Below are 13,392 nucleotides of genomic sequence, written 5' to 3' on the forward strand. Positions count from 1 at the left end.
AAGGCCGCTCCGGAAGGAGCGGCCTTACTTCTTATTTCGATATTCCTTGATCGATATTCAATATTCCTTACTCTTCTTCGTCGAAAGACATCGCCTCGCGGGTCGTCTGGAGGAGTTCGTACTCTTCCTTCGAGCCTACGATCATGTTCTCGAAGTCGCGCAGACCGGTACCGGCCGGGATGAGGTGACCGGTGATCACGTTCTCCTTCAGGCCGAGCATGTCGTCGGTCTTGCCCTGGATGGCTGCCGAAGAAAGCACCTTGGTCGTTTCCTGGAACGATGCGGCGGAGATCCAGCTCGTTACACCCAGCGATGCCTTGGTGATACCGAGCAGCGTCGGGGCCGAGGTGGCCGGCTTGGCGTCGCGGTATTCTACCAGCTGCATGTCGTTGCGGCGGAGCGTGGAGTTCTCTTCGCGCAGCTCGCGGAGGCTAACGATCTGGCCGGCGCGCATCTTGGTAGAAGCGCCAGACTCGGTCACCACCTTCTTGTCGAAGATATAGTCGTTCTCTTCCAGGAACTCGAACTTGTCTACGAGGTCTTCCTCGAGGAACTTGGTATCGCCCGGGTCTACGATCGACACCTTGCGCATCATCTGGCGAACGATCACCTCGATGTGCTTGTCGTTGATCTTTACACCCTGGAGTCGGTACACTTCCTGGATCTCGTTCACCACGTACTGCTGTACGGCGAAGGGACCCTGGATGTTGAGGATGTCCTGCGGTGCGATCTGGCCGTCGGACATGGCCGAGCCGGCTTTCACGAAGTCACCGTCCTGCGCCAGGATCTGGCGGGTCAGGGGAACGAGGTACTTGCGGGTCACACCATCTTTTGCTTCAATGATGATCTCGCGGTTACCACGCTTCACGGCACCCATGGTCACCACACCGTCGATCTCGGATACGATGGCGGGGTTGCTCGGGTTACGGGCTTCGAAGAGTTCCGTTACACGCGGCAGACCACCGGTGATGTCGCGAAGCTTGCCGAGCACGCGCGGGATCTTCACGATCACCTGGCCGGCTTTTACTTCCTCCTCGTTCTCCACAACGATGTGCGAGCCCGTGGGGAGGTTGTACGACTTGATCTCCTTGCCACCAACGAGGATGGACGGGATCTTGGTCTTGTCGCGGGTTTCGATTACCACCTTCTCGCGGTGACCGGTCTGTTCGTCGGCCTCTTCGCGGTAGGTAACACCCTCGATGATATTTTCAAACTTGATGGAACCGTTGATCTCGGCGATGATCACGTTGTTGAAGGGGTCCCACGTGCAGATCACGTCGCCCTTCTTGATCTTCTGGCCGTCCTTCACATTGAGGGTCGCGCCATAAGGAACGTTGTTGGTGATCAGCAGGCGGTCGTTCTTCTCGTCCACGATCCGCACTTCACCCGTACGGCCAATAACGACCTGGACTTTTTCACCTTCATTATTGGTAGTGGTTACCGAGCGCACGCCGTCGAACTGGATGGTACCGTCGAACTTGGCCTGCAGGGTCGATTCTACCGAAGCCGAGCCGGCCACACCACCCACGTGGAAGGTACGGAGGGTCAGCTGCGTACCCGGTTCACCGATCGACTGGGCGGCGATGATACCGACGGCGTCGCCGCGCTGGGCCACCGCGCCTGTTGCCAGGTTGCGGCCGTAGCACTTCACGCAGGTACCGCGCTTGGCTTCGCAGGTGAGCACCGAGCGGATTTCCACCGTTTCGATGCCGCGCTCCTCGATCTTCTCGGCGATGTCGGCGGTGATCTCGGAACCCGCTTCTACGAGCAGCTCGTCAGAGATCGGGTCATATACGTTGTGAAGCGAGGTACGACCTTCAATACGGTCGGCCAGCGGCTCGATAACGTCTTCGTTGTCTTTCAGGGCCGAAGTGGCGATACCACGGAGGGTGCCGCAGTCTTCTTCCGTAACAACCACGTCCTGGGCAACGTCTACCAGACGGCGGGTGAGGTAACCGGCGTCGGCCGTCTTAAGGGCCGTATCCGCCAGACCCTTACGGGCACCGTGGGTGGAGATGAAGTAGTCCAGTACGTTCAGGCCGCCCTTGAAGTTGGAAAGGATCGGGTTTTCGATGATCTCCGAACCGGTGGAACCGCTCTTACGCGGCTTGGCCATCAGTCCCCGGATACCGGCAAGCTGCTTGATCTGCTGCTTCGATCCACGGGCGCCGGAGTCAAGCATCATGAACACGGAGTTGAAGCCTTGCTTGTCGGCAGCGAGCTCGCGGATCAGCGTTTCGGTGATGCGGGTATCCACGCGCGACCAGATGTCTACCGTCTGGTTGTAGCGTTCGTTGTTGGTGATGAGACCCATATTGTAGTTCTCCCACACCTCGTCAACTTCCACCTTCGCGTTGTCCACCAGCTCCTGCTTGATGTCCGGGATGATGAGGTCGTTGATCGAGAACGAGAGACCACCCTGGAAGGCGGTGCGGAAACCGAGCTGCTTGATATCGTCGAGGAACTTGGCGGTCTTCGGCACATTCGTGATGCGGATGATGTCGCCGATGATCTCGCGGAGGTTCTTCTTCGTCAGCAGGGCGTTTACGAAGCCTACTTCCTTGGGCACGTGCTGGTTGAAGATCACGCGGCCCACGGTGGTTTCGATCAGCTTGTACTGCAGCTGGCCATCGATACGCACGTTGGTGCGCACCTTGATGTGGGCATGCAGGTCCACCACGCCTTCGTTGTAGGCGATGATCACCTCTTCGGCGCTGTAGAAGGCCTTGCCTTCGCCACGCACCTTCTCGGTTTCAGTGGATTTCTTGCCTTTCGAAATATAATACAGACCGAGTACCATGTCCTGTGAAGGCAGGGTGATCGGCGTACCGTTCTGGGGGTTGAGGATGTTGTGTGCGGCCAGCATCAGGAGCTGAGCTTCGAGCACGGCGGCGTTGCTGAGGGGCACGTGCACGGCCATCTGGTCACCGTCGAAGTCGGCGTTGAAGGCCGTCGTTACGAGCGGGTGCAGCTGGATGGCCTTGCCTTCTACCAGCTTGGGCTGGAAGGCCTGGATGGAGAGGCGGTGCAGCGTCGGGGCGCGGTTGAGCATCACCGGGTGACCTTTCAGGATGTTTTCCAGGATATCCCAGATCACGGCTTCCTTCTTGTCAACGAGCTTGCGGGCGCTCTTTACCGTCTTCACGATACCGCGCTCAATGAGCTTGCGGATGATGAACGGCTTGAACAGCTCGGCGGCCATGTCTTTCGGCAGACCGCACTCGTGGATCTTCAGCTCGGGGCCTACTACGATTACCGAACGGCCGGAGTAGTCGACACGCTTACCGAGAAGGTTCTGGCGGAAGCGGCCCTGCTTGCCTTTCAGCACGTCGGAGAGCGACTTCAGCGCGCGGCCGCCTTCGGCCTTCACCGCATTGCTCTTACGGCTGTTGTCGAACAGGGAGTCGACGGCTTCCTGCAGCATACGCTTTTCGTTACGCAGGATCACCTCGGGGGCCTTGATCTCCAGCAGGCGCTTGAGACGGTTGTTGCGGATGATCACGCGGCGATAGAGGTCGTTCAGGTCGGAAGACGCGAAACGGCCGCCATCCAGGGGAACGAGCGGGCGCAGTTCCGGCGGGATCACGGGAATGTATTGCATCACCATCCACTCGGGACGGTTGGAAATGCGGGTTTGTGCATCGCGGAAGCTTTCTACTACCGACAGGCGCTTGAGGGCGTCGGCCTTACGCTGCTGCGAGGTTTCGGTGGCAGCGGCGTTGCGCAGGTCGAAGGAGAGCTGGTCGAGATCGATGCGGCTGAGCAGGTCGTGCACGGCCTCGGCACCCATCTTGGCGATGAACTTGTTGGGGTCCTCGTCGGGGAGGTACTGGTTGTCCTTCGGCAGGGCGTCCAGGATGTCGAGGTACTCCTCTTCCGTGAGCAGGTCGCCGTAGTTCTGACCCTTCTCGGCGCGGAGGCCGCTCTGGATCACCACGAAGCGCTCATAGTAGATGATGCTCTCGAGCTTCTTGGAGCTCATACCGAGCAGGTAGCCGATCTTGTTCGGCAGCGACTTGAAGTACCAGATGTGCACTACGGGCACCACGAGCTTGATGTGGCCCATGCGCTCGCGACGCACCTTCTTCTCGGTTACTTCCACACCGCAGCGGTCGCACACGATGCCTTTATAACGGATACGCTTGTACTTGCCGCAGGCGCATTCGTAATCCTTTACGGGGCCGAAGATCCGCTCGCAGAACAGGCCGTCGCGCTCGGGCTTGTACGTGCGGTAGTTGATGGTCTCCGGCTTGAGCACCTCACCGAAGCTCTTCTCGAGGATGCTGTCGGGAGAGGCCAGTCCGATCGTAATCTTGGAGAATTGCGGTCTCGGACGATTGTCTTTTTTATTAAAAGCCATAAAGAAGATTTCTTGATGTTTGATGTCTGATGCCTGATTTAATGTCAGATCTCAGATGTCAGATTTCAGATTCGCCCACGACGCTTTCACGCCGCGGGCTATCTGACTGTTATTTCAAAAGAACTTTTCTCAAAACGTGCGTCACCCTTCGACTTCGCTACGCTTTGCTCAGGATGACAAGCTTGTCAGGCTGAGCTTGCCGAAGCCTAGTCGTGGAAGTTCAGGTCCAGACCAAGTCCGCGCAGTTCGTGCACGAGTACGTTGAACGACTCCGGCAGGCCGGCACGCGGGATGTTCTCGCCCTTCACGATCGCCTCGTAGGTCTTCGCGCGGCCGATGATGTCATCCGACTTGATCGTGAGCAGCTCCTGCAGGATGTTGGCAGCACCGTAAGCCTCAAGTGCCCATACCTCCATCTCACCGAAACGCTGGCCACCGAACTGGGCTTTACCGCCGAGGGGCTGCTGCGTGATGAGCGAGTAGGGTCCGATCGAACGGGCGTGCATCTTGTCGTCCACCATGTGGTGCAGCTTGATCACGTAGATGATACCCACGGTAGCCTTCTGGTGGAAGCGCTCGCCGGTTTCACCGTCGTAGAGATGCGTGTGACCGAAGGTCGGGAGGCCCGCCTGCTCGATGTATCCGGCGATGTCTTCCGTGCTCGCCCCGTCGAAGATCGGCGTGGCGAAGCGCAGACCCAGCTTCTCCCCTGCCCAGCCGAGAACGGTCTCGTAAATCTGGCCCAGGTTCATACGCGAGGGTACACCAAGCGGGTTCAGTACGATGTCTACCGGAGTACCATCCTCGAGGAACGGCATGTCTTCGGCACGTACGATCTTGGCAACGATACCTTTGTTACCGTGGCGACCGGCCATCTTATCACCCACCTTCAGCTTACGCTTCACGGCGATGTAAACCTTGGCCAGCTTCAGAACGCCCGCGGGCAGTTCGTCACCGATCGAGATATTGAATTTCTCGCGCTTGTAGCGACCGAGCTCTTCGTTGTACTTGATGCTGTAGTTGTGCAGCAGGATGTTGATCTGCTCGTCAACCTTGGCGTCGCCGGTCCAGCCGAGCGGGTTCACGTTCTGGTAGTCGAGGCCGGAGAGGTTCTTCTGGGTAAAGCGGGCACCCTTGCCGATCAGCATTTCGCCGAAGTTGTTGCTCACGCCGGTCGACGGGCGGTCCTTCAGCAGGGTCAGCAGCTTGTCCATCAGCACTTCCTTCAGGTCGCTCTCGTTCTTCTCGTGAACTTTCTCGAGCTTCTCGAGGGCGGCCTTCTCACGTACCTTGGCATTCTTGTCTTTCTTGGCGCGCTGGAACAGCTTCTTGCCGATCACCACACCTTCCACACCGTTGGGTGCTTTCAGCGAGGCGTCTTTCGCATCACCGGCCTTGTCGCCGAAGATGGCGCGGAGCAGCTTCTCTTCCGGCGTCGGGTCGCTCTCACCTTTGGGGGTGATCTTACCGATCAGGATGTCGCCTTCCTTGATGTGGGCACCGATGCGGATGATACCGTTCTCGTCGAGGTCTTTGGTGGCCTCTTCCGAAACGTTCGGGATATCCGGCGTCAGTTCTTCTTCACCGAGCTTGGTGTCGCGCACCTCGAGCTCGTATTCGGAGATGTGCACCGAGGTGAACATGTCTTCTTTTACGACGCGCTCGGAGATCACGATGGCATCCTCGAAGTTGTAACCTTTCCAGGGCATGAAGGCCACTTTCAGGTTCTTACCGAGCGCCAGCTCACCTTGCTTGGTAGCGTAACCTTCCGTGAGGAAGTCGCCTTCCTTCACCTTCTGGCCTTTCTTAACGGCAGGCTTCAGGTTGATGGACGTTTCCTGGTTGGTCTTGATGAACTTGGTGAGGTTGTATACTTTCAGGTCTTCTTCAAAAGAAACAAGACGCTGGTCTTCGTTGCGGTTGTAGCGCACGTGGATCTCGTTGGCATCCACGAACTCAACTACGCCCTCGCCTTCGGCGTGGATCTGGATCCGCGCGTCGCGGGCAGCCTTGCCTTCGAGGCCCGTACCTACGGTCGGAACATCGGGGCGCAGCAGCGGAACGGCCTGGCGTTGCATGTTCGATCCCATGAGCGCACGGTTGGCGTCATCGTGCTCGAGGAACGGAATGAGCGAAGCCGACAGACCTACGATCTGGTTGGGGGCTACGTCCATGTACTGTACCTCGGCGCGGTCGAGGATCGGGAAGTCACCGGTCTCGCGGGAAACGATGCGCTCTTCGGCGAAGGCGCCGTTCTTGTCGAGCGGCACGTTGGCCTGGGCGATCTTGGCGGTATCTTCTTCTTCGGCGCTCAGGAAGGTCAGTTCCTTCATGTTCACCTTGCCATTGTCCACCTTGCGGTAGGGCGTCTCGATAAAGCCCATCTCGTTGATCTTGGCGTGAACGCAAAGGGTCGAGATCAGACCAATGTTCGGACCTTCCGGGGTTTCGATGGTGCAGAGGCGGCCGTAGTGGGAGTAGTGTACGTCACGTACTTCGAAGCCGGCGCGCTCGCGGGAGAGACCGCCCGGTCCGAGTGCCGAGATACGACGCTTGTGCGTGATCTCCGACAGGGGGTTGGTCTGGTCGAGGAACTGCGACAGCTGCGAGGTGCCGAAGAAGGAGTTGATCACGGAGCTCAGCGTACGGGCGTTGATGAGGTCCACCGGGGTGAACACTTCATTGTCACGCACGTTCATCCGCTCGCGGATGGTGCGGGCCATACGGGCAAGGCCCACGCCGAACTGGGCGTAGAGCTGCTCGCCTACCGTACGTACGCGGCGGTTCGACAGGTGATCGATGTCATCGATCTCCGCTTTACCGTTGGTAAGGCGTACGAGGTACTTGATGATCTCGATGATGTCTTCCTTCGTCAGGGTCTTCTGCTCCATGGCGGAGTTGAGACCGAGCTTGCGGTTGATCTTGTAGCGGCCTACTTCGCCAAGGTCGTAGCGCTTGTCGGAGAAGAACAGCTTGTCGATGATACCGCGGGCGGTTTCGTTGTCCGGAGCGTCGGCGCCGCGGAGCTGGCGATAGATCACCTGCACGGCCTCGAGCTCGGAGTTCGAAGTATCCTTGTTGAGGGTATTATAGATAATAGCGTAATCGCCGCCAACATCCTCTTTCTGAACGAACACCGATTTGATGTCCATTTCAGAGATGGTGTCGATGGCTTCTTCGTCGAGGATCGAGTCGCGCTCGAGGATCACCTCGTTCCGCTCGATCGACACCACTTCACCGGTGTCCTCATCCACGAAGTCTTCCACCCAGCTGCGCAGCACGCGGGCGGCCAGGCGGCGGCCCAGGAATGCGGAGAGGGCTTTTTTCTCACCCTTTACCTCGTCGGCCATGCCGAAGAGCTCGAGGATGTCTTTATCGGTTTCAAAGCCGATCGAACGCAGAAGGGTCGTTACGGGGAACTTCTTCTTGCGGTCGATGTAGGCATACATCACGTTGTTGATGTCGGTGGCGAATTCCATCCAGGCGCCCTTGAAGGGGATCACGCGGGCGGAATAGATCTTCGTGCCGTTGGGGTGCACCGACTGACCGAAGAATACACCGGGGGAGCGGTGCAGCTGGGAAACGACAACACGCTCGGCGCCATTGATCACAAAGGTACCGCGCGGGGTCATGTAGGGGATGTTGCCCAGGAACACGTCCTGCACGATCGTCTGGAAGTCAATGTGCTCCTCGTCGTTACAGCTCAGGCGGAGTTTCGCCTTCAGCGGAACGGCATAGGTAAGCCCGCGCTCCATACACTCTTCAATGGTATAGCGCGGCGGGTCGATGAAGTAGTCCAGGAACTCCAGGACGAAGATGTTACGGGTATCGGTAATCGGGAAATTTTCCTTGAACACGCGGAAGAGGCCTTCTACGTTGCGCTTATCCGGCGTGGTCTCTAACTGGAAGAACTCTTTGAACGACTGAATCTGAACGGCGAGCAAGTCAGGGGTTTCGGCGATGTTGCCAATCTTCCCGAAATTGATCCGTTCTTTCGTTTGTGCTGCGGGCATAAGTAAAAAACCGGTTTAATGAGTTTCAGACGCGGACAATAAGCTACCAGGCCTCTTTCGTAGAAACGAAAAAAGCGATGATTTTCAATGAATTAAGCTTGAATTACCGACGTCAAAATTGTTTTTGGCCAAAACTTAAGGAGGGCAAAAGTAATGAAAAAGCCGTTACAAACAAGTTTTCGCGCTTCGCAAAGAATGTGCCGATAAATTTTTTGACTTTATTGTGAGAATGCCCTATCAGGAACGAGACCCGGGAGCCGTAAACCGTGCCCCCTTTCCTGAAGAGCAAACCCTATCGGAATGCATCCGGTCATCGGAGCCGCGGGAAAAAACCACAAATCGTGTGGTAAAACATCATGGCGGGGTTGACACCAGTTCTGAGCTTTAGTGGTCAGCAACGCCCTGGCCTTGTCTTCAACTATTAGGATATCGGCCTGGTTGCCACTAACGGCTCACAATATGAAAAAGACCCACCCTGTCAAAGACTATTTCACCTTCAGCCGCAAAGACAGGCTGGCGGCCGGCGCCCTGCTCCTGGTTTTGGGCGGACTGATCGGACTACCCTATCTGATGCCCGACCGGCCACCGGTGCTGCAGCCCCTCCCCGACTCGCTGGTGTCGGTGCGGGCGGGCCGCACTCCCGGGGAGGAGCCAGAGGAGCCGGCATGGGCGCCCCGGCAGGTAGGGCATCGGCCCGGGCCGCCGCGGGTGACGGAGCGCTTCCCCTTCGACCCGAATGAGCTCGACGCTGCCGGCTGGGTTCGGCTGGGTCTTCCCGGGCGGGTGGCCGGCACGATCCTGAAATACCGGGACCGGGGCGGGCGCTTCCGCCGGCCCGAAGACCTCAGAAAGATCTGGAGCCTGCCGCCGGGCTTCTATGAGGAGGTGGCACCTTATATCCGGATCGCGGGCGCGGAAGCCCCGGGGTTGCGCACCGCCTTTTCGGAGCACCGTCCGCCCGCCGGGCGGGAGGGACCACGACCGGTGGCACTCAATGAAGCCGACTCGGCAGCTCTCGAACGCCTCCCGGGCATCGGTGCCAAACTGGCATCCCGTATCATCCGCTTCCGCGATCGGCTCGGCGGCTTCCACCGGGTGGAGCAGGTTGCCGAAACCTGGGGGTTGCCCGACAGCACCTTCCGGCGGATTCAGCCCTACTTAACTTTAAGTGGAAGTCACCCGGGCGTTCGGAAGTTTAATTTGAATTCTGCAACTAAAGAAGAATTGAAAGTACACCCTTACCTGCGGTGGAACCTGGTAAATGCCCTCATTGAGTACCGGAACCGGCATGGAAACTTCCAGTCAGTAGCCGATCTCAAAAAGGTCCTTTTGGTGTCAGATTCCCTTTACGAACGCATAGCTCCCTATTTCACTGTTGAATAACCTAATATCCTGAACATCAGGACAACTATATAGCTTTACTAAATCCAGTTTGATCAACGAATGTGAAGAGAAATCACCCCGAAAAATGTCGATTTTTTTTAATCCTTTCATAAACACCTCATTTTCATGATATAATAACGGACACCTTATTTTCACATCCATCAAAAGCGCAGAAAAATGGACCCGGCTCGTTTTCCAGGCTACTCGATTAAAAGTTGATCAGATAGCAGTGGTAATTGCCGCTTCATCCTTGCCAGGCCTCGCTTTGATGATGGCTTGCCCGGTTTCCTGTGTCATCCTAACTTTCCTAAGGCTTAAAAATCAACAATTATTTTTATATTGTACTGATTAACAGTAGTTCCACACCGGATGTACGTGATTAAATATCATGTTTCACACCTGGCAGTGCCAATTAACGTCATCATCAACTAGATGTTGATTTACAAACGATTAGGTTAAATTGAGGAAAAGTGCACTTTTGTGCACATTGCCGTTGGCGCGCCAATACAGCGACCAGGATGCGCAACCATAATTCGACGGAAAATTGGAAAACACCTCCCTCCTACCTGGTCCAATAAACATCTTCGGATTTCCTCAAACGCCATCCTGATGCACTTAAAGTTGAACAAACTCCTGGCGTGGGAAAGCTTTTTGAATCTGGATAAACACGACCCCCTGCGCGGAACGGAAGGAAAGATGGGTATATCAGGATGCCCGTACTTATGCCAGGATGTCACGAATGGCGTAGTTGCCAGAGCATGTTCCAATAGGCGTGGTTCGTCAGTTGCAGCACTGCAATGACCAGGAAGACGGTGGCCAGGTGAGCCATTACGAGGGAGCGGGCTACCTGTAGGCGGAAGCAAAGCCAGGGGGTAAGGGCCAGGTGAAGACCGATGCAGGCGCCCTGGATGATGCCGATCAGCACGGGGTTGGGTACCGCCATCACCACGAAGGCAAAGCCCGTCAGCACCATATAAGAACCCGCCAGCGGGAGGTGCAGCAACAGGATCGGGACCAGCCGGGAGTTGATCGGGCGTGCTTCCATAACCCTATAAAAACAGCAACAATCGGTCCGGCTGCCGGGACGGGCCAGGACCCCGCCGGGGTTTGGGCCGGTGTTTGGAGCGGGCGGACCCTCAGCCCAGCGGCGCTACGCGTGCAACCTTCGCCCTCGACTGCGGCAAAAGCTTAGGAACACATTGTACAGCAAAGGTGGTTGATAAGGCATCCCGGAGGGATGCGCCTTTCATCGTACCCACTGGTAACCTCAGGCTCTTAAACGGCCTTCCAACGGGGCGCGTCGGCATCATCTTTACGATACCTGCGGAGTCCCCAAGACGTTATCGCTGTGCGGGAGTACAGGTGCGTATTGCGTTAGTTGAGAGACTCTTCTCCCATTTCCTCAGAGATGAGCCTGTGCCACCAGAGGCGGGAGGCCAGGAGAGGGCCTTCCCCGGGCCAGGGATACCCCGCCGAAGGCGGTTCAGGGTCCCCGACCCGAAAGCTAAGGGCCTGGGGTAATGCCACCCGGGGGCACCCTTCGGCTACGCTACGCTTCGCTCAGGATGACAATCCGCTGTCAGGCTGGGCGCAGCCGAAGCCAAGGCGCAATAAAAAACCCCGACGTTTCCGTCGGGGCTCTTTATCGTTTGAACGTGGGATGCAATTAAGCGATCTCTACGTCAGCACCAGCTTCTTTCAGCTTGTTGGCGATGTCTTCGGCAGTAGCCTTGTCAACACCTTCTTTAACGGGCTTCGGAGCGCCGTCAACGAGGTCTTTGGCTTCTTTCAGACCCAGGCCGGTCAGATCTTTAACGATCTTAACCACGTTGAGCTTGGAAGCACCACCGCTCTTCAGGATTACGTTGAAGGAAGTCTTCTCTTCAACAGCAGCAGCACCGCCGCCACCGTCACCCGATACCACTACAGCAGCAGCTGCGGGCTCGATGCCGTATTCGGATTTCAGGAAATCGGCCAGCTCTTGTACTTCTTTAACGGTGAGGCCTACCAGTTGTTCTGCGAGATTTTTAACGTCTGCCATTTTGTTTAAAATTTTTTCCGGCTTCATCTCCCCGGTTTAAGGAGGGGATCCGTCGGAGGGTTTAAAAAAATTCTGCCTTTATTTTCCCTCGGGCCTGGGCCCCCACCCTGGCCCTCTCCGGCAGCTGGCGGAAGGGAAAAGGCAGGAGTATCTTGCTCCCTTCCCTTTGGGAAGGTTTGGGGATGGGTCTTATTCAGCTGCGGGCGTTTCGCCTTCAGCAGCAGGAGCTCCCGCGGAAGCTTCCGGGGCAGCGGGTGCTTCAGCGGCCGGGGCGGCAGCTTCAGCAGCAGGTGCAGCGGCTTCTTCGCCCGGCTTGCGGATAACGCCGCCGGTCTCATGGAAGTTCTGCAGGGCAGCCAGTACACGCGATGCGGGCGACTGCAGCAGGCCGATAACTTCGCCGATAAGCTCGTTCTTGGTCTTGATCTTCGTGAGGGTCTTCAGGTTGTTGTCGCCGGTGTAGATATCACCGTTGATGAAGGCCGCCTTCAGCTCCGGCTTCTCGCCTTTGGCGGCGTCGCGGAACGAGGAGATGATCAGGGCCGGCTCCTTCGGGTTCTCGGAGAACAGGAGGGCGGTTACGTTGTTGAGGCTCTCGAACATGCCGCTGTAACGCTGCTCGTCGAGACCTTCGAGGGCCTTGCGGATGAGGGTGTTCTTGGCCACCTTCATTTCCACCTTCTTGTTGAAGCAGGCGCGACGGAGGCTCGAAACCTGCTCTACGGAGAGGCTCTCGGTATTGGTTACATAGAAGTTGTCGTACTGCGAGAATTTCTCTTTCAGTGCGGCAATGACTTCATTCTTTTGCTCTTTGGTCATTTTAAACGCTTTTGAGTGTTATTGTTACACTCCTCAAAGCCCCCACCCTTTCGGCTGAGGCCTGCGGAGGGGCTTTCTTATTGAACGAACGATTTGGTGTCGACGCTGATACCGGGGCTCATCGTGGCGGCGATCGTCAGGCCTTTCAGGTAGGTACCCTTGGCGGTAGACGGCTTGGCCTTGATGATGGCGTTGATCAGCTCCTGGGCGTTACCGGCGATCTTCTCGGGGGTAAAGCTTACGCGGCCGATAGAGGCGTGGATGATACCAGCCTTGTCCACCTTGAAGGCGATCTTACCACCTTTAACCTCGTTCACAGCACCGGCTACGTCGTTGGTAACGGTACCGGTCTTGGGGTTCGGCATCAGGTTGCGGGGACCGAGCACCTTACCGAGGCGGCCGATCTTCGGCATTACCGCGGGGGTAGCGATGATCACGTCAACGTCGGTCCAGCCGCCGTCGATCTTCTGGATGAATTCGTCGAGGCCAACATAGTCGGCGCCGGCGCCTTTCGCTGCAGCTTCCTGGTCGGGGCCGCAGAGAACAAGTACCTTCTTGGTCTTACCGGTGCCGTGGGGCAGGGTAACGGTACCGCGGATTGCCTGGTCGGCCTTCTTGGGGTCTACACCGAGGCGGATGTGCAGGTCAACGGAAGCGTCGAACTTGCAGGTAACCACTTCCTTCACCAGGGTCGAAGCCTCGCGCAGGGAGTAAGCTTTATTGGCGTCAACCTTGCCGTTGACTGCCTTTCTTTTTTTAGGAACGAATGCCATTGT

Annotated in this window: 7 protein-coding genes; 1 reads left to right on the plus strand and 6 read right to left on the minus strand. The window is 57.1% G+C overall.

Annotated features, from left to right (window positions below):
- Positions 1-67: 67 nt before the first annotated feature.
- Positions 68-4,360, minus strand: coding sequence for a DNA-directed RNA polymerase subunit beta' (gene rpoC / locus EPD60_RS05275; protein WP_131447585.1), 4,293 nt, complete (start codon positions 4,358-4,360; stop codon positions 68-70).
- Between the two features lie 206 nt (positions 4,361-4,566).
- Entirely contained in the window at positions 4,567-8,373 is a 3,807-nt protein-coding gene (rpoB, locus tag EPD60_RS05280; RefSeq protein ID WP_131447587.1) for a DNA-directed RNA polymerase subunit beta, read from the minus strand.
- Positions 8,374-8,832: 459 nt separating this feature from the next.
- Between rpoB and EPD60_RS05285 the strand changes: the two genes are divergently transcribed.
- The gene (locus tag EPD60_RS05285) at positions 8,833-9,756 is read left to right on the plus strand and encodes a ComEA family DNA-binding protein (protein WP_131447589.1); all 924 of its coding nucleotides are present in this window, start codon (positions 8,833-8,835) and stop codon (positions 9,754-9,756) included.
- Between the two features lie 733 nt (positions 9,757-10,489).
- Here EPD60_RS05285 and EPD60_RS05290 read toward each other — a convergent pair.
- The 4 genes from EPD60_RS05290 to rplA all read right to left on the minus strand — a co-directional run bounded on the left by EPD60_RS05290 (position 10,490) and on the right by rplA (position 13,389).
- Positions 10,490-10,801: a hypothetical protein gene (locus tag EPD60_RS05290; RefSeq protein ID WP_131447591.1), complete on the minus strand. Its 312-nt coding sequence runs from the start codon at positions 10,799-10,801 to the stop codon at positions 10,490-10,492.
- Positions 10,802-11,422: 621 nt separating this feature from the next.
- Positions 11,423-11,797, minus strand: a complete 375-nt coding sequence (gene rplL / locus EPD60_RS05295) for a 50S ribosomal protein L7/L12 (RefSeq protein WP_131447593.1) — start codon at positions 11,795-11,797, stop codon at positions 11,423-11,425.
- A gap of 189 nt (positions 11,798-11,986) precedes the next feature.
- Positions 11,987-12,616 carry a 50S ribosomal protein L10 gene (gene rplJ, locus EPD60_RS05300; RefSeq protein ID WP_131447595.1) on the minus strand — a complete coding sequence of 210 codons (630 nt, stop codon included), beginning with the start codon at positions 12,614-12,616 and terminating at the stop codon, positions 11,987-11,989.
- A gap of 77 nt (positions 12,617-12,693) precedes the next feature.
- Entirely contained in the window at positions 12,694-13,389 is a 696-nt protein-coding gene (gene rplA, locus EPD60_RS05305) for a 50S ribosomal protein L1 (RefSeq protein ID WP_131447597.1), read from the minus strand.
- Positions 13,390-13,392 lie beyond the last annotated feature (3 nt).

The sequence above is a fragment of the Flaviaestuariibacter flavus genome, from assembly GCF_004337505.1.
Taxonomy (GTDB): Bacteria; Bacteroidota; Bacteroidia; order Chitinophagales; family Chitinophagaceae; genus Flavisolibacter; species Flavisolibacter flavus.

Bases quoted from the DNA above. Each gene is read 5' to 3' on its own strand.
- rplL (WP_131447593.1), bottom strand. From the start codon at position 11,797: ATGGCAGACGTTAAAAATCTCGCAGAACAACTGGTAGGCCTCACCGTT.
- rpoC (WP_131447585.1), bottom strand. From the start codon at position 4,360: ATGGCTTTTAATAAAAAAGACAATCGTCCGAGACCGCAATTCTCCAAG.
- rplA (WP_131447597.1), bottom strand. From the start codon at position 13,389: ATGGCATTCGTTCCTAAAAAAAGAAAGGCAGTCAACGGCAAGGTTGAC.
- rplJ (WP_131447595.1), bottom strand. From the start codon at position 12,616: ATGACCAAAGAGCAAAAGAATGAAGTCATTGCCGCACTGAAAGAGAAA.
- EPD60_RS05285 (WP_131447589.1), top strand. From the start codon at position 8,833: ATGAAAAAGACCCACCCTGTCAAAGACTATTTCACCTTCAGCCGCAAA.
- EPD60_RS05290 (WP_131447591.1), bottom strand. From the start codon at position 10,801: ATGGAAGCACGCCCGATCAACTCCCGGCTGGTCCCGATCCTGTTGCTG.
- rpoB (WP_131447587.1), bottom strand. From the start codon at position 8,373: ATGCCCGCAGCACAAACGAAAGAACGGATCAATTTCGGGAAGATTGGC.